The organism is Alcanivorax sp., from assembly GCF_017794965.1.
Classification (GTDB): Bacteria; Pseudomonadota; Gammaproteobacteria; order Pseudomonadales; family Alcanivoracaceae; genus Alcanivorax.
Genome location: NZ_CP051240.1, coordinates 2,567,437 through 2,588,105, shown reverse-complemented (window position 1 = coordinate 2,588,105; position 20,669 = coordinate 2,567,437). Strand labels below are relative to the sequence as shown.

Below are 20,669 nucleotides of genomic sequence, written 5' to 3'. Positions count from 1 at the left end.
TTGTGCGCGGCTGCAGCCTGACAGAACCTGATGGCCGCCGGCGCGTTGCAGCTTGTAGCTTGAAGCTCGTCACTTATTTTGCGAGAGACCCCAATGAGCAAAGAACGCCTGATTATTTTTGATACCACCCTGCGTGATGGTGAGCAGAGCCCCGGTGCCACCATGGACCAGGACGAAAAGCTGCGTATCGCCAAGGCGCTGGAGCGAATGCGGGTGGACGTGATCGAGGCCGGCTTTGCCATTGCCAGCCAGGGGGACTTCCTGTCGGTGAAAGCCATTGCCGATACCATCAAGGAATCCACCATCTGTTCCCTGGCGCGGGCCAAGGAAGCGGATATCGACCGGGCCGCGGAAGCGCTGGCCGGTGCCGAATCCGGGCGCATTCACACCTTTATCGCCACCAGCCCGATCCACATGCAACACAAGCTGCGGCTGGAGCCGGATCAGGTGATCGAGCATGCGGTGGCTGCCGTCAAACATGCCCGTAATCATATGGGCGATGTGGAGTTTTCCTGTGAGGATGCGGGGCGCTCCGAGATTGATTTTCTGTGCCGCATTATCGAAGCAGTAATCGATGCCGGTGCGCGCACCATCAATATCCCCGACACCGTGGGGTACGCCATTCCCGAGCAGTTTGGGGACACCATCGGCCAGTTGCTGACCCGTATCCCCAATGCCGACAAGGCGATCTTCTCAGTGCACTGCCATAATGATCTGGGGCTGGCGGTGGCCAACTCTCTGGCGGCAGTACAAACCGGTGCCCGTCAGGTGGAATGTACTATCAATGGTCTGGGTGAACGGGCGGGGAACGCCTCTCTGGAAGAGATCGTGATGGCGATTCGCACCCGTCAGGATCTGTTCACAGTGGATACCGGCATCAATGCCCGGGAAATCGTGCCCACCTCAAAAATGGTGTCGCAGATTACCGGCTTCCCGGTACAGCCCAACAAGGCCATCGTCGGTGCCAATGCCTTTGCCCACGAATCCGGCATTCACCAGGATGGGGTGCTCAAGCACCGCGAAACCTATGAAATCATGTCTGCCGAAGATGTGGGCTGGCACACCAACCGCATGGTGTTGGGCAAGCATTCTGGCCGTGCCGCGTTCCGGGCCCGTCTGGACGAGCTGGGTATCACCTTCGAATCCGAAGCGGCCATGAATGAGGCGTTCCAGCGCTTCAAGGATCTGGCGGACAAGAAACATGAAGTATTCGATGAGGATCTTCAGGCGCTAGTCAGCGACACCAAAAAAGCCGCCGAAGACGAGCGTTTCAAACTGGTATTGCTGGAGGCTACCGCACGTACCGGGGAAACCCCGGAAGCCCGCATTGTCCTGACCATCGACGGGCAGGAGCAGGAAGCCAGCTCCACCGGCGCCGGTCCTGTGGATGCGGCCTTCAAGGCCATTGAGTCGTTGGCAGAGAGCAACAGCACCCTGTTACTGTACTCCGTGAATGCGATCACCGCGGGCACTGACAGCCAGGGTGAAGTGACCGTGCGACTTGAGAAGGGCGGTCGTATCGTCAACGGCCACGGTGCCGATACTGACATCATCACCGCCTCTGCCAAGGCTTACCTGAATGCCCTGAACCACTTTGCAGCCGGCCTGGAAAAGGCCCACCCGCAAGCGGCAGACGGAGTCTGATCAGCATGAAGTTTCGGGACACCCCGACAGCAGGTGGTGTGGGTTTGCGTGCAGGCGTGATGCGTGATGCCTGCCAGCGTACGCGGAGCGTTTAATGAATGAAGCACAGCGGCAGAGTTATCTGAAGGCCATGGGGCTCACGCCCTGGGTGGCCCATACGCCGCTGCCGGGAGCGGCGCCATCCCCCTGGCTGGACTGGGATGAGGAAGAAGATACACCGCCCACTCCGGGATCGGGAGCGACCCAGAACGGCAATGATCGCGGTGCTGCGCCAGCGCCCGAGACGGTGTCGCCTCCCCGGGAAACGACTGAGTCGGCGCCTTCCCTGAAAGCGACGCTGGAAACCCCACAGCAAAACAGGACGCCTGAAGTGGTGCCGGCGGCGAAACCAGAGGCGCAGGTAGCCGCACCGGGTAAAGGCAAGGGGCTGGTGTTTACTCTGGAGGCGCATCTCGGTACAGGCACCTGGTTGCTGTGCGCCCAGGAAGACTCCCAGGCGCCGGGGCTGGGTCGCTTTGAGGTGCCGCTGATGGCCAGCCTGCTGGCCCTGTTTCAGGGGCGTCCAGGTCGCCCGCGGCGGTTCTTCTGTCCGCTCACAGATCAACCCATGCAGGCAGCAGAAGCGGCTCAGGCCCTGTCAGCCTTTATCTCCGGTCTGTGTGATCAGGCCGGTGGGGAGCGGGTGCTGATGGCTTTGCCTGAGGCGCTCAATGAGGCGTTGTTTGATCAGCCGCGCTATCGGCCTTTCGAGATTGCGGGTCATCCGGCGCTGGTTATCAGCTCACTCAGTGAAATGCTGGACGATCCGGCCACTCACAAGAAAGCCAGCTGGCAGGCCATGCAGGCCAACGGGTTCGATGGGGTCTGACACGGTGTTCGGGCCTGACTCCCTTCGCGACATGGAGCTGGACGATCTGGATGCGGTCATGGCCATCGAAACCGCGGCCCAGCTGACTCCCTGGACCCGTAGCCATTTTGGCGATTGTCTCAAGAATGCCAATTACCTGTGTCAGGTGGTGGTGGATCGTGACGATGTGCCGGTGGCATTTCTAATCCTCTCTCGCATCCTCGACGAAACCCATGTCCTCAACGTGGTGGTAGCGCCTGGCTGGCAGCGCCGTGGCATTGCGCGCCTGATGCTGGAGCAGGCCATGGACGCCGCCCGCAACGACGCCATGACGGTGATGTACCTGGAAGTGCGGGAAACCAATATGGCCGCCCAGTCCCTCTATCAGCAGCTGGGTTTTGATGTCTGCGGCGTGCGCAAGAATTACTACCGCCGGGGCGACGGGCACGAGAATGCGGTATTGATGCAGTGCCTGCTATCCGGCGGGCATAAATAATCGCTACGAGCTACGAGCTACGAGCTACGAGCTACGAGCTACGAGCTACGAGCTACGAGCTACGAGCTACGAGCTACGAGCTACGCTTGATTTGATAGGAAACCTCTGAAAAGTTCCCGGGTCTCCGGGGTTTCTACGAAGCCGCTGTAGGAGCTTGCCTGCAAGCGATCCGAGCCTAAGCGAGGTAAGGATTCCAGAAACGCATTTCTGTGCTTGCCCTGCCACAAAACTCCCTGGAGATCAGGTGTTTCCAGGCTCGACAGGCCTTTTAAAACACCTCCCTTCGGTCGCCTCGCTACGCTCGGTTCGTCCCCTGGAAGGGAACTCCTACAGGGTTATGACCGTGTATGAGGGTTAGTCTGCCCGGTGTGCAAAGCATGAAGCACAAAAAACCGCACCTGGAGTGCGGTTTGGTATTGGTTGGCTGGCAGCGCGAGGCGTCAGAATCCTGCACGGCCTGACACGCGTTGCAGCTTGAAGCTTGTCGCTACCTCACTCCACCGGCATCCAGCCCTGCTCGGTATCCCGGAAGGTCAGTACCCGCTGTTCATCAAAGGTGTCGCCCTTGGCGAAGTTGCCGTATTCCACCCGCAGGGCGCTGAGGGCCATGATCATGGCGAAGCGGTCCATGCCGGTGAGGGCCTCATCTCCTTTGACCTTGGTGGCGTAATCGGACAGCGACTCCGACGCTTTCAGCTGGTAGTTCACCTCAATGGTGTAGCGCCCATCGTTATCCTGGTAACCGTTTTGCTTCTCAACACTGTTGATCTTCAGCAGTTCGGCCAGGCGGGCGTTCTCCAGCTCTGACTGAAGCACCTTGCGAGCGTCGCTCTCGCCGGGCGACTGACTGCAGGCCGCCATGAAAAGGGTAACAGCAAGGAGGAAGGTTACGCGGGCATACTGGGTCATGGCAGGTATCCACAGATGAAGGTGCGTTCACTCTATCACTGCTGGCTGAGCTGCCCAAAGTACAGTGTGTAAAAGCTGGACAGGCCCCGACAAATTTCCAACCATAGAGCTCTCAAAGGAATGATTGATGGAGAGCCCTGCCATGTCTGAATCCCTGTTTCGCCGTTTACTGGTGCTGGTGGCACTGATCTTCTGTGTTGCCCTGGTGGTGCTGGCCGGCCCTCCCATGCTGGAGAATCCGGACATTATCGGAGCCTTTGCGGCCGGTTTCGTCAATCCCTATGCGGCCGGTTACTCCACGGATGTGATCCTGTGTTGGGTCATTCTGGCCATCTGGGTGCTGTTCGAGCGCCAGCACTACCAGATCCGTGGCGGCTGGCTGGCATTGTTGCTGGGCATCGTGCCCGGGGTGGCAGTGGGCTTTGCGCTTTATTTACTGATGCGCCAGCGGCAGCTCAAGGGCTCAGGCCTGGTCTGACCGGAGTGGGGTCAAAGCCGGGGCCAACACTGCTATACTCGCGCCCTCGAAATTTCCAGTCAGAGAACCTGTTCCATGAGTCTGCAAGACCTGGTGGCCAAGCGCCGCACCTTTGCGATTATCAGTCACCCGGATGCCGGTAAGACCACCATTACCGAAAAACTGCTGCTGTACGGAAACCTGATCCAGAGCGCGGGGACTGTGAAGGGCAAGAAATCCGGTAAGCATGCCACTTCTGACTGGATGGAAATGGAGAAGGAACGGGGTATCTCCGTCACCACCTCGGTGATGCAGTTTCCCTACAAGGGGTCCACGGTGAACCTGCTGGACACCCCCGGTCACGCCGACTTTTCCGAGGATACCTACCGGACGCTCACTGCCGTGGATTCCGCGTTAATGGTGATCGATGCCGCAAAGGGTGTGGAAGAACGGACCGTAAAGCTGATGGAAGTCTGTCGGCTGAGAGATACCCCCATCCTGACCTTCATCAACAAGCTGGATCGCGATGTGCGTGAGGGGATTGAGGTTCTCGACGAGATCGAGGATGTACTTAATATCGAGTGCGCGCCGATCACCTGGCCCATCGGCATGGGCAAGAGTTTCAAAGGCGTCTACAACCTGCTGCGCGATACCACCGTTCTGTACCAGACCGGTCAGGGGCACACCGTGCAGGACGTGCGTGAGATCAAGGGCCTGAATAACCCTGAGCTGGACGAAGCGGTGGGCGCTGACTACGCCGAAGAGCTGCGCGAAACCCTGGAGTTGGTGCAGGGTGCCAGCCATGAATTTGATCTGGAGCGCTTTCTGGCCGGCAAGCTGACGCCGGTATTCTTCGGTACCGCCCTCGGTAACTTCGGGGTGGATCATATGCTGGATGGCCTGGTGGACTGGGCGCCAGCACCGCAGCCCCGGGATGCGACCTCTCGCACCGTGGAGGCCAGCGAAGACAAGATGACCGGCTTTGTGTTCAAGATTCAGGCGAACATGGATCCCAAGCACCGCGACCGGGTGGCCTTCATGCGCATCTGCTCTGGCAAGTACAAGAAGGGCATCAAGCTCAAACAGATCCGTACCGGCAAGGATGTCCGTATTGCCGACGCTCTCACGTTCAGGGCCGGTGAGAGGGACAATGTGGAAGAAGCCTTTTCCGGGGACATCATTGGTCTGCACAACCATGGCACTATCCAGATTGGTGACACCTTCACTGAAGGGGAAGACCTGAATTTCACCGGTATTCCCCACTTTGCGCCGGAACTGTTCCAGCGCGTGGTGCTGAATGATCCGCTGAAGAGCAAGCAGCTGCACAAGGGGCTCACTCAGTTGGCGGAGGAAGGGGCTACCCAGGTGTTCTTCCCCCTGCGCAACAATGATGTAATTCTGGGTGCGGTGGGTACCCTTCAGTTCGACGTGGTGGCCGCCCGACTCAAGGGTGAGTATGGCGTGGATTGCCGCTATGAGCCTGTCAGCGTCGCCACGGCCCGCTGGGTGGAGGCGGAAAACGAGCGGGAGCTGGCGGCCTTCGAGCGCAAGGCCCACGATAACCTGGCCCGCGATGGCGCCGGCCATCTGACTTATCTGGCGCCGACACGGGTCAACCTGCAACTGGCGGAAGAACGTCACCCGGATATCCGCTTCCGTGAGACGCGGGAAATCTGACAGAGCAATTAATAGTTAACTGCGAAAACCGTGGACCCGCTAATCGGTGCGGGTTTTGCTCTGCATAGCTCATAGCTTGTGCCTTTTGGGGGTAGACATGGATGTCGAAACCGCTCGCCAGTATCTCCTCGGCAAACCCGAAGCACTGGAAGATTATCCCTTTGGTCCCGATGTGGCCGTCATGAAGGTGAGGGGCAAGATGTTTGCCACGCTGTCGACCGTTGAAGGGGAAGGGCGCATGAATCTGAAGTGTGATCCGGACCAGGCGTTGGCGCTGCGAGATATTTTTGCCGCGGTGCAGCCCGGCTATCATATGAACAAGAAACACTGGAATACGGTGTGTCTGGACGGCTCCATCCCCCAGGGGGAGCTGGAACGAATGATTGACCATTCCTACTTTCTGGTGCTCAAAGGCCTGCCCAAAGCAGAGCGTGACGCCATGGCCATACGCCATGGTCGCCATCTTCTGACGCCCTGATCCCCGCTCAGCATCCCCCTCCAGGAGGATAAATTCTCCGCCCCTTCCTTGACTTGCCGGTCACAGAGGTATAACCCATATACAATAAACCGCATCGTTCCGAGGGAAGAGACTCGAGGAGTCCGGAATGAGCCGAGAGGAGTGCGGCGCTGTGATGGCTGGCATTACAGTGGCCGATGAATGCATTACCGCGCGCAAGCGTCAGGCCAGGATTGGCGGAGACACGTAGTGGCGGAACAGAATATCAAGAACAGGTCCCTCAAGGGGCTGCTGGCAGGGCTAGGCCTATTACTGTCGGGGGCATTGGCCGGGCAGGAAGCACTCGCGGAGCCACTGCGCTTTGCCGGTGATGATAACTATCCCCCCTTTGAATGGCTGTCTGAAAGTGGTCAGGCAAATGGCTTTGTGGTGGAACTGGGGCGCGCCATCGCCCACCAGGGCGGGCGCAAGGCGAGTCATCAGCAGCTGGACTGGCCGCAGGCCCTTGCAGCCCTGCGAAACGGTGATGTGGATGTGGTCGCCATGTTTGCCTCCCCGGAGCGGGCGCAGGACTTTCTCTTCACCACCCCGTTTTATTTCGTGACCCATGGTATCTACGGACCGGCTGACCGTGAGGGCGTGCCGAACGTGGAGGCGCTGCAAGGGCACCGGGTAGCCCTGGAGGACGGGGGGTATGCGGCGGATGCGCTTCAGGCGTCTGAGATAGAGATCATTGCGGTGATCCGTGACGATTACCGCAGTGCCTTGCAAGCCGTGCTGGACGGCCAGGCAGACTTTGCCCTGCTGCCTCAACCGGTCACCAATCGTACGCTTGCCCGTGAATACCTGCCTTTACGTTTGCTTGGGCCCCCCGTGTGGCCAAGACCCTATGTGTTTGCCGTATCGCGACAGCAACCGGAGTTACATGCCTGGCTGCAGCAGCAATTGGGACTGGTAGTGTCTTCTGGACGGTACTACGACATTTACGAGCGTTGGCGCGAAGAAATCGAATGGAATCGACCCGGTTACTGGCAGCGGTATGCCGGCTGGCTGGTGTTGGGGGCTGCCCTGCTCGGGTTATTGTTACTGATGATCTACGCTTATTCCTGGCGGCTGCGGGCTATGGTGCGGCGTTTATCCTGGCAGCTGGAGAATGCCCGGGTGCGCAAGTCGCGGGCGGAAAAGGAAATGCTGCATTGGGAATATCATGATCGGCTTACCGGGCTGCCCACCCGGCCGGAATTTGTGGCCCGGGTGCGAGCTCATCTGCTGCGTGCGGAGCGCAAGGGTGCGGTCCATGTGCTGATGGTGGCGAAACTGTCAGAGATTGATGACTTCATCTGTTCTCTGGGGTTCAGTACTGGTGAGAAGCTGGTGTCGGAAGTGGCCCGGCGTCTCAAGCGAAAAGGTTTCCCGGCACTCTGTTATATGGGCCGTGGGGTGTTCGCCTTGCTAGCCCAGGACAAGAAAGCGTTGAAAGACGGGTTGCTGGATGACCAGTCCATCGTCTTCGACGGACTGGAACTGGAGCCGCGCTTTACCATTGGTCTCGCCCAGTGCCCGTTGCAGGGCGCCGATGTGGGTGAAACCTTGCGCCAGGCGGAAACCGCCATGGCGTTTGCCAGTCGTTCCGGCCGAAGCTGGATGGAATACAAGCAGACGATGGATCCGGACCCCCAGAATCTGTTCATCATTCGTGATTTTCGCCGTCAGGGGCGAGAAGGGCTGCGGGTGGTGTTGCAACCACAGGTGGATTTACGCTCCGGGGCGGTGGTGGGCGCTGAGGTGCTGGTTCGTTGGCGGCATCCTGAGTTGGGAGAGTTATCGCCAGCATTGTTTGTTCCCTTGTTGGAGCAAGCGGGGTTGGTCGTCATCCTCACCGAGTTCGTACTGGACGAAGCCATACGGCTTGCGGCGGAGCTCCGTCGTCAGGGCATGCCAACCTGTTTGAGTGTCAACATCTCTGCCGTGGATCTGCTTGAGACCGATTTGTGTACCAAGGTGGCGTTGTCACTGGCTACCCATGGCGGTGAGGCTCAGGACCTGCGGCTTGAGATGACCGAGACCTGCATGATCAGTGAGCCGGAGCGGGTGAGCATGGTGATCTCCAGATTGGTGGACATGGGGGTTACCTGCAGCATCGATGACTTTGGTATGGGCTACTCTTCCATGTCGCACCTGCGTCAATTTGCCGTGAGTGAGGTCAAGATCGACCGCAGTTTCGTCTATGACATGCTGAGCCAGAAGGCTCATCACGCCATCGTCAGCGCGGTGATTGCACTTTGTCATGAGCTCAAACTGACCGTGGTGGCAGAAGGTCCGGAAGACTGGGAGACCGTCCAGGCGTTATTGTCGTTGAACTGTGACCGGGGCCAGGGGTATGTGTTTTCCCGTCCCGTAGAAGTGGAGGCCTTTGCGGCCCTGCGCCAGCAGTCGTTTACCCATTCGCCAAGCCAGGAGCAAGCCTGAGTACTGGTCTTTGTGCCGTTTGCTGCCTACCATGCCGGTGTCTTTGAGGGAGTAGATGACATGGCGATGATTATTGGCGGCCTGATGGTTATCGGGTTGGGCTTGAGCATGGGGGCAGCCCTGCTGCGCTGGCTGGGAATCGAATTGCACTATCCGGCCCGTATTGCTGCCCCGTTGCTGCTGGCGGCACTGGAAACCCTGTTGTTCCTGCTCGCCATTCCCGGTAGTGCACTGGTGGCAGAAAGCTGGCACTGGCCGCTCACCGGCGGGCTCATCGCGGCGGCCTGGTTGATCAATGGGGGTGTCGGCGGGCTTTACTGGTATCAGCATCGTCCGCCCAGGGAGGCGCCACAGCCAGACCAGTAGCCAGTGACGAGTTTCGAGGAGCGAAAGTCAAAAAAACCGGTTCCGCTAACCGGTATCGGTTTTGCTTTTCGAAACTCATAGCTCATAGCTGGTAGCTAGAAACTACTCCACCCACTGAATTCCATCACCCGATACAGCCCCTTCTTCCACTGCGCTTCATCCGCATAGGCGTGATACCCCACACTGTGTTTCTCATCGTTGCGGTTCTGCCACCGACGCAAGAACATGTCTGATGACGCCCGCATTACCGGATGATCACTGGTGGCGGTGAGTCGAACGCTGGTCTCCATGTTCAGGTTATCCAGGTTTCGGCGGGTAAAGTTGGCAGAGCCGAGTATCAGCTGTGCATCCGTTTGCCGGGTCAGCATCAGCATCTTGGTATGGCACTGTTCACCCCGGGTATTGCACCAACGCACCGTGATGCCTGCGTCCTTTAGCTCTGCACCCACCTGGCGATTGGGGATACCGTTTTTCTGCCGACCAAAGGCGTCCTTGTTGGGATCCAGCAGCACCCGAACGGTTACCCCACGCTGGTGCGCCGCCTTGAGGGCATTGATCAGGGGGCGATGAGACAGGTAGAACACGGACACATCCAGCACGTCGCCGTCGCGACTGCGGTCCACCGTTTCCAGTAACGCATCACGAATGGCCCCTTCGGTGAGGATTTCAATTGAAGCGTTGGCTGGTGGCGATGAAGGCGTGCTCAGTGCGGGTAGCGGTGGGCGTTCCGCCCCCGCCATATCGAGTATCGTCAATTCAGATTCCAGCAACGCCTGTGCTGCGGGTCCACTGAAACGCAGGCCGATGTTGCTGTGTGCGCTGCTGCCATCGTGGGGGTTGGCGCTGGTCACCAGTCCGGTCCATTGGTCTCCTTCGTCCACAACCAGGGTCTTGCGGTGGTTGGCCTTGAAATTGAGCAGCGTCAGATAACTGCGCAGGGTGATCTGGCCTGGCCCCATGGGGTTGGGCAGCCAGCCTCCGTCCGGGTTGTTGCCGAGCCATTGGCAGCACAGCCGCCATAACCCGGACCAACTGGGGTTGGAGTCTCGCAGCGCATTGAGTGGGCTGATCACCACCTTCACGCCTGCGGTTTGCAGCCGTTGTAAATGGGCACTCTTCAGGCCGCCATAGAGGGTGTTGACGGGGTCGGTGATCAGCACCACAGGCACGCCTTGTTGCCGGCGGGCTTCCAGGGCGGCAGTGAGTTGCTCCGCCAGCGGCCGGTGTGCCCGGCTGCCGGCGCCCAGGAAGTCGTTGAACAGAAACATGTCCACCACCACCAGTTGCTCCGCCTGCTCAATCAGACGAAAGACTTCATCGAAGATCGTCTGCCGCATGTCACGGGTGCCTTGCGGCGTTTCCCAGGTGTCATCCACCAGCAGTTTAAGGTTGCTGGCGGGGTGGCGAAGAGAATGCAGTGCAAGACCGTCAGGGAGCGGCTTGTAACGATGCCAGAGCGCACCGCTGATCAGGATGGCGGCGAGTAGCAGCAGTGAGAGTTTCAATCGAGTCATGGCGGCAGTCTAGCAGCTCCAGATGTTTGAACGGGTCGGGTGCGCAAGAATTGTGGTACGAAAGTGCAACAATCTGAGGGTTGGTGTAACCAAGCCCCAACGTGGAGGCAACTGTACCCTTGCGGGCGGCCCCCGAGAATCAGACAGGTATCAAAACAATAAACAGAGGGCAGTACCCATGGCTGCCCGGGAGCCTGCAATGATGTTACGTATGCTGAGCGTGATCACGCTGGGTGCGGTGCTCGCCGCCTGCGGTGGTGGTGGTTCATCCGCCACGGTGCCCCTGGCACCCGCCTCGGATAACCCTGATCCCGTCCCGAATCAACCCGATGCGCCCGGTCAGGGTGAGGGTGAAATCCGTGTGTTGTCCAACCGGGCTGACCTGATAAGTGGCGGAGATGCTTTGGTGGAGGTTGTGGCCACTCAGTCAGAACAGCTGGATGAGCTGAAGATGTTACTTAACGGGGAACCGGTGGCTACCCCGCTGGTGGCAACGGACGCCGGGGCGCGCAGGGGGTTGGTGGAGGGGCTCGTTCCGGGCAGCAACACCCTTCGCGTGGTGCTGGGTAATGGTGAGTTTCTGGAGCGGCAGATCATCAATCACCCCAACGGCGGGCCGGTAATATCCGGGCCACAGATACAGCCCTGGCAATGCACCAACTCTGCTGCGGTGGATGACCAGTGCAACCAGCCTGCTGAGTATTCGTTCAAGTATGTGCCCGCAGACCGGTTACAGGCCTTGATCACGGGCTTCGACCCGCAGAACCCCGGCTTGCCAGACAGCATGTTGCCCTATGATCCGGCCAACCCGCCGGCTCAGGAGGCGATTGCCCAGGTCACCACGGACCAGGGAGTGGAGGTGCCTTTTATCATCCGGGTTGAGGAAGGGGTGCAGAATCGTGACCGTTACCTGATCATGGCGTTGTATCAGCCAGACCAGCCCTGGAACAGCCTTGAACCCCAACCGCAGTGGAATGGCAAGCTGCTGATTCATCATGGCGGTAACGTGGGGGTCAGTTATGGCATGGGGGCGCCTCCAGAAGGGGATATTGCCGGTACGGCCCCGGCCGGTGCCGAGGTGCTTCTGGGGGACAGTATTACCACGGCCCTGGGGCGCGGTTTCATGACGCTGTCCACCGCCCAGGGTAATCTGGGCCACAACGCCAACCTGGTGACTGCCGCTGAATCCCTGATGATGGCCAAGGAGCGGATCGTCGAACAGTACGGGGAAATTCGCTACACCATTGGCACCGGCTGCTCCGGCGGGTCCATCACGCAGCAGCATGTGGCCAACGCGTATCCGGGCATTTACCAGGGACTGATTGTGCAGTGTTCTTATCCGGATGTATGGACCACGGCCACGCAGTTTGCTGACTACAACCTGCTGAGTAACTACTTCGGTAACCAGTTGGCCATGGAGGCTGACGATTTTCAGAACGTATTCGCCAGCCTGCTTTCCTCGCAGGTGATTCCGGTTGTGCAGTGGTCCGCATTCTATGGTCATCTGCCCCTGAATCCGCTGGTTTCCGACCTGGCGTTTTTTCCATCGGCCTATCCTGATCAGCAAAGCTGCCCGGGCCTGGCAGATGGTGTCCCGGTCTATGATGCCCGGGAACGCCCGGACGGCCTGCGCTGTGGCTTGCTGGATTTTATGAAGAGCCAGTTTGGTCCCCGTGCAGTGGAGGTGTGGAGTCCCAACGAACAACTGCTGGGCAAGGGCTTTGGCGGTATTCCACTGGATAACGTTGGCGTGCAATACGGCCTGAAATCCCTTCAGGCCGGTCTGATCACCGGGGAGCAGTTTCTCAAGCTCAACCGCGAGATCGGGGGGCTGTCTGTGGACATTGATTACCAGCCAGAGCGTACCGTGGCCGATAGCCAGGCATTGCAGAATGCCTACCGCACCGGGGCCATCAATACGGCGGAGCACCTGGCCAACGTGCCGATCATTGATTTGCGTGGCCCTGACCCGGGTATTGCCCACGATGCCTACCACTCCTGGCAAATGCGTGCGCGGCTGGAAGCGGTCCAGGGCCATGCCGACAACCATGTGATCTGGTACGGCGTCGCTCCCTTGATTGGCGATACGGTCTATACCACCGAGGCGCTGCTGGCCATGGACCTGTGGTTGTCAGAAATGGAGGAGGACCATCGCGATCTGAGCGTGGCGGAGAAAGTGGTGGCAAACAAACCGCTGTATGCCCGTGACCGTTGTCTGTCCGTGTCTTCCCTGTTTTCGCCGGAGGGGCCGATCGTGCCCCTGACGGGCAACCTGCTATACCCGGATCCGATCCTTCCCGGTCTGGATCTGTCCCTGTTGCCGCCGCCCCCGGCAGAAGCCGGGCTTGTGGTGGATGCGGTGACCGGGCAGGTGTGTGGGTTGGATGTGGGGGAGCTGCCGGTGGTGTCGTCGCTGCCCCTTCCGGGGGAGCTGTCGGATACCCTGGGTGAGCTGTTGTCCCCGCTGACCGAACCCTTGGTGGAGCTTCAAGCATTACTGATTCAGACCCGTTTCGGGACCCCCCGTACCGTCGCGGGGGATGATATCCGTACCCTCACCAACAAGTGTCAGCTCAAGCCGGTGGATCCGGCAGACTATCCGCTGGCGATGGATGCGCAGGGGTTTGCACAACAGGTGGCGGAGATCTTCCCGCAGGGTGTCTGTGATTACAGCCGCCCGGGTCAGGGTGTGACCCGTACCCTGACCTGGTTGCAATACGGTGATGCTGAGCAGGTGATCCATGGCGGCGAGATGATTCGCACCGACGCCAGCGGGTCCCGTCAGGGCTGGGCCTCACCGGCGTTTGGGGTGGCGGTGGAGTAACTCGGATCAGGGGCAGAATTGGCAAGTTTCAAGTCGCAGGTTGCAACGCAACGCTTCGAGTCGCCTACAGCAAATAGCCCGCCCCATGACAATCACCAGGAAACAGTCGTCATGGGATGCGGGTATCTGCAACCCGGCTCAATCGCACTTGAGCTGGAATTCCCGCAGGCCAGGATCATCGTCGAAGGGCATATCCGTGCCCCCATTGAAACGTACGGATTGGCCGTTCAGGGCCACGTGCTCGTCGCCCAACACCCCTTCGTTAAAACGGTATATCGGCGTGGGTGCTTCGCTGATGCAGTGCTCGGCAAAGCGGGCCTTGCTGCCCAGGGTGACCTCCCGGGCATGCTGCCAGGCGGTCATGGCTTTCTCGCCATGGCGCTGGCGTAGCATGGCTTCGGTGATGCTGCCGGACAGGGCCACGGCAGTGGCGTTGTTGCCGCCAAATCCCTTGGAGTTGATCAGGCTGGCCTGCAGGCCGTCCTGTGGTTGGTGATCCAGACAGAAATTGAGTCGGTTGCGGTGTACGTCGTTGGCAATGTGATCAATGGTGCGAATGCCCGGCAGAACGCCTCGGGTAAAGCTGCCCAGCGCCGCAGCAAGCTGGTCACCGCCGGCACTGCCCAGGGAATGGCCCACGTAGGATTTGATGCCCACCACGGGCCATTGCTGAATCCCGAAAGCCTCCGCAGTGCGGTCCAGAATTACGGATTCGGTCACCCGGTTTTGCGGTGTGCCGGTGCCATGGGCATGGACAAAACTGTGCTGCTGCAAACCTGCTTCGCCGATCAGCTGACGAGTAAGGGCGGCGGCTTTGCCCATGGTCAGGTAGTTGCCTACGCCGGGCGCAGAGATGGACTTCTTGGCGCCATCCGCATGGATGAACACATCCGGTACCGCGCCAAGAATATCCGCGCCGAGCTCCAGTGCCAGGCTGTCATCCATGAGGATTGTGAACTGGGCGGACTCGGCCATGGTGAAGCCGCAGTTGTCAGAAAACGGGCGACAGGCGCGGCGCACATCCGCATGTGGAGTGTCGTCCAGCGCCGCCAGTTCCTGGTCTTCCGCCAGCGCCCCCATGGCGCGATAGCCTTCCATGATCTCCGGTACCAGGGGAGCTTCACTGGTGCCAACAATGGCAATGCGCACCTTGCCGCTGCGAATGGCCTGAACCCCTTTTTCCAGATTGTATAAAAAGGTGGCACAGGCGCCGAGCATACCGCCCGTGGTGCCCACGGAATGCAGCACATAGGCGTTGAGGAAGTCGGCGGTCATTTCCCCCAGGCCCAGCGGAACCTGTTTGGAGGTGATGCGGTGACCGTTGGGTGGAAAGCGCATGACGCCGCCCAGTCCGCTGTCATCCATCTGGGACATGGCGTTACTGGCATAAACCGCAACCTGATCCGGGCGCACCCGGCCGGCGACGGTGGCCCAGTCGATACCCAGATCTCCCAGGGCGTCGCTGATGGCAAAGATGGCCATCTGCAGGGCACGGGGATGATTGCGGGACGCATACAGGGCGCCGGGATCAAACCCGTCCGGCAGCTGGCCGGCGGCGCTGACACGGCGCGGAGCGTCCAGCGGCACGTTCATGCCCAGCCCGGCGGGCAGGGTCACGCGGCTGCGACGCTTGTCGAGAGGGGTGACCTGCCAGCCAGCGGGTAGCGGGTCAGGCAGGTCCATGTTGCGCATTTCCAGGGTAACGGGAATGTCGCTGGTGCCACTGATGGCGGCATGCAGGCGGTACTCTTCAGGGAGAGCACGAATCAGGGTGCCATTGAGTTGTGTGTCATCGGCACGGTCGGTGAGCTGGGCAAGCGCGCGCAGGGTGGCCTGGCGCTGGATCTCCGGGAGCGAGTCGAAAATCAGACGCTGAAAACCGAAATGCAGGGCGCTGCGGCCGGCCGCATTGATGCCGCCCATGGCGGTGATAACGGGTAATGCTGTCATGGTGCTCCCGGGAATGATCCCAACCCAAACTGATGACTAGCCGGTCAGGGTACAGGTGAACACGGTTCTTGCGTATACGCCGCACGGGCAATTTGCGGTTTAAAGTGCAACAGAGTTTTAAGCAGGAGAGGTTTGCCAGGAAGGAAAGGCTTGCAGATCAATGGGTTGGGGGATAATGAGCTACAAGCTACAAGCTACAAGCTTGGACTGTGGATTGGGTAAAACCTAAAAGTTCCCGACCTCTCTCATTTCTACGAAGCCGCTGTAGGAGCTTGCCTGCAAGCGATCCGAGCCTGGGCGAGGTAAGGATTCCAGAAAGCCTGTTCGAAGATAGGGCCGGAGTGCGGCCCGAAGGGTGAGCGCAGCGAATAACTTGCCTGGAGCGATTGTCCTCGAAGATCTCCAACATCGCCTGCAGGCAGACTCCTACGACGAAAAAACTTTCCCGTATTGCATGAAGCCTGATGCAGCCGCGCAGCGGCACAAAAAAACGGGGCCCAAAGGCCCCGTTTTTGTCAGGCATCAATGTCCAGTGTCTGGCTTCTTACGCCAGCTCAATGGCCACCGCCGTCGCTTCGCCGCCACCAATGCACAGACTGGCTACACCGCGCTTGCCGCCGGTGCGCTTGAGCGCGTGGATCAGGGTGAGGATGATGCGAGAACCCGTGGAACCTACCGGGTGACCCAAAGCGCAAGCGCCGCCGTGAATGTTGACCTTCTCGTGGGGGATGCCCAGGTCAATCATCGGCATCATGGCGACCATGGCGAAGGCTTCGTTGATCTCGAACAGATCCACGTCGTCAACGCTCCAGCCCACCTTCTTCAGTACCGCTTCGGTGGCACCGATCGGCGCCAGGGTGAACTCACCCGGATGCATGCTGTTGGTGGCATGAGCCAGAACCCGCGCCAGCGGCTGCAGGCCACGTTCACTGGCTACGGATTCGCGGGCCAGCACCAGCGCGGAGGCCCCATCGGAGATGGAGCTGGCGTTGGCAGCGGTCACGGTACCGTCTTTGGCGAAGGCCGGACGCAGGGTCGGGATCTTGTCGATGTTGGCGTTGCCGGGCTGCTCGTCGGTGTCTACCACCACTTCGCCTTTGCGGGTCTTGATGGTGACGGGAGTGATCTCGTCTTTGAACCAGCCGTTTTCGATGGCGGCCTGGGCACGCTTGAGAGATTCGATGGCGTAGTTGTCCATGTCTTCGCGGGTGATGCTGCGCTTGTCAGCGACTTCCTGAGCGAAGGAGCCCATCAGACGGCCGGTTTCGGCATCTTCCAGACCATCCAGGAACATGTGGTCGTAAACCTGACCATGGCCCATGCGCATGCCGCTGCGGGCCTTGTCCAGCACGTAGGGCGCATTGGTCATGGACTCCATGCCGCCGGAAACCACGATATCGTTGGTGCCGGCCTTGATGGAATCGTAGGCAAACATGGTGGCTTTCATGCCGGAGCCACACAGCTTGTTGATGGTGGTCGCACCCACATTGTCGGGCAGGCCGGCCTGACGCATGGCCTGACGAGCCGGACCTTGCTTGAGGCCGGCGGGCAGGACACAGCCCATGATGACTTCCTGTACGTCTTCCGGCTTCAGGCCGGCACGGGATACGGCTTCACGGATGGATACTGCACCCAGCTCGGTGGCGCTGGCGCCGGACAGCGAACCCTGGAAGCCGCCCATGGCGGTACGGGCGCCGTTTACAATAACGATGGCATCATCAGACATGTTTTTCTCCTGCCGAGGTTGACTGGCTTCACGTTCAGCAAAGCGTGAATCATGAAAAATTGGGGCGCATTGTACTTGAAACAAGGGCGGCATGCCCCAAGTCTCATGGACCTGCCGGTCACGTTTGGGTTTTGCATATAGCGTAAGCCTATAGCGGCAAGAGGCCCGCCCTCTGCAAGGTGGAGATTGTTACCGGTAGCTTGTTATTATCATTCACCCGCCGACCGCTGCCATGCGCTGTTGGCGGACAAATACGCACCTGTTGCACAGGCAACAGGACACACAATGTCAGGGGAAATGACTATGGCTTTCGAACTTCCGCCGCTTCCGTACGAAAAGAATGCTCTGGAACCGCACATCTCTGCGGAGACTCTGGAGTTTCATCACGGCAAGCATCACAACGCCTATGTGACCAAGCTGAACGAACTGACAGCGGGCACCGAGAACGAGAGCAAATCTCTGGAAGAGATCATCGCCAGCGCTGAAGGCGGTCTGTTCAACCAGGCAGCCCAGGTCTGGAACCACACTTTCTACTGGAACAGCCTGAGCCCCAACGGCGGTGGTGCGCCCAGCGGTGACCTGGCTGCAGCCATCGACACGGCTTTCGGCTCCTTCGACGAGTTCAAGAGCCAGTTCAATGCCAAGGCCACCGGCAACTTCGGTTCTGGCTGGACCTGGCTGGTGAAGAACAGCGATGGCTCCCTGGAAATCGTCAACACTGACGATGCAGACACCCCGATCGCTCATGGCAAGGGTCAGACCCCGCTGTTCACCGTGGACGTGTGGGAGCACGCCTACTACGTGGACTATCGCAATGCCCGTCCCAAGTATCTGGAATCCATCTGGAACCTGATCAACTGGGACTTCGCTGCCGCTAACTTTGCAGCGTAATTGATCGCCTCCCTGACTCAGGGAGCCGTTCAGACCACAAAAAAGGCCGCTTTGCGGCCTTTTTTGTGGCTATATGGCGGCATTGGGGTAACTCTGATAGCGTGCCGTTTCGGGATATAAATGCGCCCCTGACTGTCCATACGAGAGTCAGAACACAACAATAAAGGTGATATATGCGGTTCCCGTCTTGGGTTCTGGTTCTGCTTCTATGCGCTTTTCAGCCGGTTCTGGCTGAGGCTCCAGCGACAACCACACCGGAAAACAACCAGGAAAAAAGCAGCGAACAACAGGACATGGACAAGCTGGCCCAGGCCGGCATTCGCCAGTCCCTTCAAGCCATCGCCAAATCCGGCGGCATGTACCCGTTCGGATTGATGAGCATTAACGGCGACGTGAAGGCGGTGGGCTATTCCGGCAACCGCGCAGATGCCCCGCCCCCGGAAGAGTGGGCCAAAGGCCTGTACATGCAGCTTCGCAAGATTGGCGAAGAGCAACCGGAAGTGGACATGCTGTCCCTGTTTCGGCTGCACACCATTACCAACGATGCCGGTGAAGAGGTGGTCGGGGTGTGGGCCCAGGTCGATCATCGCCAGGTTCGTCCCTGGGTGATCTTCCTGCCTTTGCTCAAGAACGAAGAGGGCAAACATGAGGTCGGCGAGCCGATCTACTATGCCACCGAGCAATCGTTGTTTGCGCCGCAGGGCGGCGAACAGGAGTAGGGCGTCACGGCCATGGCACCGTGATTTCCGGTAGTATTGGCGTTTGCATACAGGTAAGGCTGCAGTAATGACAAGAGATCGTGAAATCAATCTGGGAGATCTGGATGACGTATCGGTGGATGACCACCGCAAACCTGCCCCAAAAGCCGCGCAGACGGCGCCCCGCAAACCCGCCCCGGGTAAGCCGGGAGGGAAGCCGCCGGGGAAACCGGAGGGCCCCAAGGGGCCCAGGCCTGCCAGTGGCGGCGGAAATGGCGGCTGGATGGCGGCCTGCCTGGTCCTTGTGGTTTTGATCGCCGTAATGGGAGTGTGGTTCCACAAACAGGTGGGCACCTTGCAGGCCCAACTGGATAACCGCTTGAGTGAATCCACCCAGAAACTGGGCAACCTGGAATCCCAATTGTCGGCCACGGACGAAAGTCTCAACCAGTCCTCCGGAAAGTTGCAGGACATCGTGGCCGGCCATGGCAAGGCACTGAACGAGAATGGCAGCGAGATTCGCAAATTGTGGGATCTGGCCAACAAGCGAAACCGGGCAGACATTGCTGAACATGATAAAAAGCTGAAGTCGCTGTCCTCGTCTGTGACAGAGGTCAAAAAAGCCCAGGCGGGGGTCGATGGTAAGATAACGGATATCAACAAGGAGGCGGCGTCCCTGAAGAAGCAGGTGGAAAGCGCTGTCTCTGCAGTGAACAAGAGCAGCCAGCAGTGGCGCACCCAGATCAGCCAGATGCAGACGCAGCTGGATGTACTGGTGGAAAACCTGAACCAGGTAGAAAAACAACAGAAGAACCTGGATGCGGAAATGAACAAGATCAGCAAGACGCAGGCCGCATTGTCTTCACTTGAGGGACGAGTGGATGATGCAGAAGCTGCCGTGGCAGCCTTCGACGCCTACCGCCTGCAGGTGAACAACCGCCTGGATCAGCTGGAAAGTCGCTGATTCGGGTAGATCGGGGGAGGGGAGCCCCAGGTTCCCCCTAACAATAATGACAAAGAGCAATTTGTCATGGCCAAGTTGCCGGAAAATAAAAAACGACGCCTGCAGGGGCTCAATCAGGATGTGCTCGCCGTACAGGTACCCGTCGAGCCTGTTGCCAGCGAACCGGTGCCACTACGCAAGGCCGCCCGTGGTCAACAGCCGGTCAGCGAACCTCGCAGCAAGTCAGCCAACACCGTGTGGTTGGCATTGGGCTTGGCCGTCGCTGCCTTGCTGTTGGCGATTTGGCAATGGGTGGGGCAGCAGCAACTGAGCAATGAATTGGCACAGCTGAAAGCCGATTATGCAACGCTGTCCGCCAGCGTTGCAGATTCTGCTGACAAACCGACACGTGTCGCCCTGAATGCCGTTGCCAGTGGCTCGGTGGACAGCAGCGCGGTCGCCAATCTCCGTGACGACCTGCGTGAACTCAGCGCCAGGGTGCGCAATCTCAGTGTTGCGGTGGCCAAGGCCGGTCAGGACGATGGCGAAACCGCAACGCTGACAAAACGCATTGCGGAAGTGGAGTCTGGCCTCAACGCTGTCTCAGGCAGAGTGTCCGCCCTGGCCAGCCGGCCTGCTTCCCCCGCCGCCCCGGCGCCCGCCCCTGTGTCTGCACAGGCTGCACCGGACCCCCGGGTGGACGCGTTGCAGACCAAGGTGAACAAGATCGACAAGGATCTCCAGGCGCTATACCGGATTCTCCAGGGCTGACACAGCCGGAAAACCGCGCTGGCAATTGCC

General features: G+C 59.4%; 17 protein-coding genes. 13 read left to right on the top strand and 4 right to left on the bottom strand.

Annotated features, from left to right (window positions below; all coding sequences use genetic code 11):
• The first annotated feature begins 93 nt into the window (after positions 1-93).
• From HF945_RS11325 to rimI, 3 genes are all read left to right on the top strand, one after another.
• On the top strand, positions 94-1,644 hold the full coding sequence (locus HF945_RS11325; protein ID WP_290522713.1) for a 2-isopropylmalate synthase: 1,551 nt from the start codon (positions 94-96) through the stop codon (positions 1,642-1,644).
• Positions 1,645-1,738: 94 nt separating this feature from the next.
• Positions 1,739-2,512, top strand: a complete 774-nt coding sequence (locus HF945_RS11320) for a hypothetical protein (RefSeq protein ID WP_290522712.1) — start codon at positions 1,739-1,741, stop codon at positions 2,510-2,512.
• Entirely contained in the window at positions 2,502-2,987 is a 486-nt protein-coding gene (rimI, locus tag HF945_RS11315; protein WP_290522711.1) for a ribosomal protein S18-alanine N-acetyltransferase, read from the top strand. Before HF945_RS11320 ends, rimI begins: the two co-directional genes overlap by 11 nt.
• A gap of 492 nt (positions 2,988-3,479) precedes the next feature.
• On the opposite strand, the gene HF945_RS11310 is transcribed toward rimI, so the two are convergent.
• A complete protein-coding gene (locus tag HF945_RS11310; RefSeq protein ID WP_290522710.1) occupies positions 3,480-3,896 on the bottom strand; it encodes a hypothetical protein in 417 nt (138 codons plus the stop codon).
• Between the two features lie 142 nt (positions 3,897-4,038).
• Here HF945_RS11310 and HF945_RS11305 point away from each other — a divergent pair, with 142 nt between their 5' ends.
• From HF945_RS11305 to HF945_RS11285, 5 genes are all read left to right on the top strand, one after another.
• Complete coding sequence (locus HF945_RS11305) at positions 4,039-4,374, top strand: DUF2834 domain-containing protein (RefSeq protein ID WP_290522709.1); 336 nt, start codon at positions 4,039-4,041, stop codon at positions 4,372-4,374.
• 75 nt (positions 4,375-4,449) lie between these two features.
• Positions 4,450-6,030 carry a peptide chain release factor 3 gene (gene prfC / locus HF945_RS11300; RefSeq protein ID WP_290522708.1) on the top strand — a complete coding sequence of 527 codons (1,581 nt, stop codon included), beginning with the start codon at positions 4,450-4,452 and terminating at the stop codon, positions 6,028-6,030.
• A 97-nt stretch (positions 6,031-6,127) separates the two neighbouring features.
• Positions 6,128-6,508, top strand: a complete 381-nt coding sequence (locus HF945_RS11295) for an MmcQ/YjbR family DNA-binding protein (RefSeq protein ID WP_290522707.1) — start codon at positions 6,128-6,130, stop codon at positions 6,506-6,508.
• 228 nt (positions 6,509-6,736) lie between these two features.
• Positions 6,737-8,956 (top strand): EAL domain-containing protein, encoded by a 2,220-nt coding sequence (locus HF945_RS11290; protein ID WP_290522706.1) that lies wholly within the window; start codon positions 6,737-6,739, stop codon positions 8,954-8,956.
• Between the two features lie 60 nt (positions 8,957-9,016).
• On the top strand, positions 9,017-9,322 hold the full coding sequence (locus tag HF945_RS11285; protein WP_290522705.1) for a hypothetical protein: 306 nt from the start codon (positions 9,017-9,019) through the stop codon (positions 9,320-9,322).
• Positions 9,323-9,417: 95 nt separating this feature from the next.
• Here HF945_RS11285 and HF945_RS11280 read toward each other — a convergent pair whose 3' ends face one another.
• Positions 9,418-10,836: a phospholipase D family protein gene (locus HF945_RS11280; protein WP_290522704.1), complete on the bottom strand. Its 1,419-nt coding sequence runs from the start codon at positions 10,834-10,836 to the stop codon at positions 9,418-9,420.
• 199 nt (positions 10,837-11,035) lie between these two features.
• Between HF945_RS11280 and HF945_RS11275 the strand changes: the two genes are divergently transcribed.
• Positions 11,036-13,660, top strand: a complete 2,625-nt coding sequence (locus tag HF945_RS11275; RefSeq protein WP_290522703.1) for a DUF6351 family protein — start codon at positions 11,036-11,038, stop codon at positions 13,658-13,660.
• Between the two features lie 138 nt (positions 13,661-13,798).
• On the opposite strand, the gene HF945_RS11270 is transcribed toward HF945_RS11275, so the two are convergent.
• Positions 13,799-15,610, bottom strand: a complete 1,812-nt coding sequence (locus HF945_RS11270; RefSeq protein WP_290522702.1) for a beta-ketoacyl synthase — start codon at positions 15,608-15,610, stop codon at positions 13,799-13,801.
• 544 nt (positions 15,611-16,154) lie between these two features.
• Complete coding sequence (locus HF945_RS11265; protein WP_290522701.1) at positions 16,155-17,336, bottom strand: acetyl-CoA C-acyltransferase; 1,182 nt, start codon at positions 17,334-17,336, stop codon at positions 16,155-16,157.
• A gap of 303 nt (positions 17,337-17,639) precedes the next feature.
• Between HF945_RS11265 and HF945_RS11260 the strand changes: the two genes are divergently transcribed.
• The 4 genes from HF945_RS11260 (at position 17,640) to HF945_RS11245 (ending at position 20,639) form a co-directional block, all read left to right on the top strand.
• Positions 17,640-18,227, top strand: a complete 588-nt coding sequence (locus tag HF945_RS11260; RefSeq protein WP_290522700.1) for a Fe-Mn family superoxide dismutase — start codon at positions 17,640-17,642, stop codon at positions 18,225-18,227.
• Between the two features lie 173 nt (positions 18,228-18,400).
• Positions 18,401-18,946: a hypothetical protein gene (locus HF945_RS11255; RefSeq protein ID WP_290522699.1), complete on the top strand. Its 546-nt coding sequence runs from the start codon at positions 18,401-18,403 to the stop codon at positions 18,944-18,946.
• A gap of 67 nt (positions 18,947-19,013) precedes the next feature.
• Positions 19,014-19,889 (top strand): hypothetical protein, encoded by an 876-nt coding sequence (locus HF945_RS11250; RefSeq protein ID WP_290522698.1) that lies wholly within the window; start codon positions 19,014-19,016, stop codon positions 19,887-19,889.
• Positions 19,890-19,955: 66 nt separating this feature from the next.
• Entirely contained in the window at positions 19,956-20,639 is a 684-nt protein-coding gene (locus HF945_RS11245) for a hypothetical protein (RefSeq protein ID WP_290522697.1), read from the top strand.
• Positions 20,640-20,669 lie beyond the last annotated feature (30 nt).

Excerpts from the sequence above, each read along its gene's own strand:
- HF945_RS11250 (WP_290522698.1), top strand. The coding sequence starts at position 19,014 with ATGACAAGAGATCGTGAAATCAATCTGGGAGATCTGGATGACGTATCG.
- HF945_RS11270 (WP_290522702.1), bottom strand. The coding sequence starts at position 15,610 with ATGACAGCATTACCCGTTATCACCGCCATGGGCGGCATCAATGCGGCC.
- rimI (WP_290522711.1), top strand. The coding sequence starts at position 2,502 with ATGGGGTCTGACACGGTGTTCGGGCCTGACTCCCTTCGCGACATGGAG.
- HF945_RS11245 (WP_290522697.1), top strand. The coding sequence starts at position 19,956 with ATGGCCAAGTTGCCGGAAAATAAAAAACGACGCCTGCAGGGGCTCAAT.
- HF945_RS11255 (WP_290522699.1), top strand. The coding sequence starts at position 18,401 with ATGCGGTTCCCGTCTTGGGTTCTGGTTCTGCTTCTATGCGCTTTTCAG.
- HF945_RS11295 (WP_290522707.1), top strand. The coding sequence starts at position 6,128 with ATGGATGTCGAAACCGCTCGCCAGTATCTCCTCGGCAAACCCGAAGCA.
- HF945_RS11280 (WP_290522704.1), bottom strand. The coding sequence starts at position 10,836 with ATGACTCGATTGAAACTCTCACTGCTGCTACTCGCCGCCATCCTGATC.
- HF945_RS11310 (WP_290522710.1), bottom strand. The coding sequence starts at position 3,896 with ATGACCCAGTATGCCCGCGTAACCTTCCTCCTTGCTGTTACCCTTTTC.
- prfC (WP_290522708.1), top strand. The coding sequence starts at position 4,450 with ATGAGTCTGCAAGACCTGGTGGCCAAGCGCCGCACCTTTGCGATTATC.
- HF945_RS11320 (WP_290522712.1), top strand. The coding sequence starts at position 1,739 with ATGAATGAAGCACAGCGGCAGAGTTATCTGAAGGCCATGGGGCTCACG.
- HF945_RS11285 (WP_290522705.1), top strand. The coding sequence starts at position 9,017 with ATGGCGATGATTATTGGCGGCCTGATGGTTATCGGGTTGGGCTTGAGC.
- HF945_RS11275 (WP_290522703.1), top strand. The coding sequence starts at position 11,036 with ATGATGTTACGTATGCTGAGCGTGATCACGCTGGGTGCGGTGCTCGCC.
- HF945_RS11265 (WP_290522701.1), bottom strand. The coding sequence starts at position 17,336 with ATGTCTGATGATGCCATCGTTATTGTAAACGGCGCCCGTACCGCCATG.
- HF945_RS11325 (WP_290522713.1), top strand. The coding sequence starts at position 94 with ATGAGCAAAGAACGCCTGATTATTTTTGATACCACCCTGCGTGATGGT.
- HF945_RS11305 (WP_290522709.1), top strand. The coding sequence starts at position 4,039 with ATGTCTGAATCCCTGTTTCGCCGTTTACTGGTGCTGGTGGCACTGATC.
- HF945_RS11260 (WP_290522700.1), top strand. The coding sequence starts at position 17,640 with ATGGCTTTCGAACTTCCGCCGCTTCCGTACGAAAAGAATGCTCTGGAA.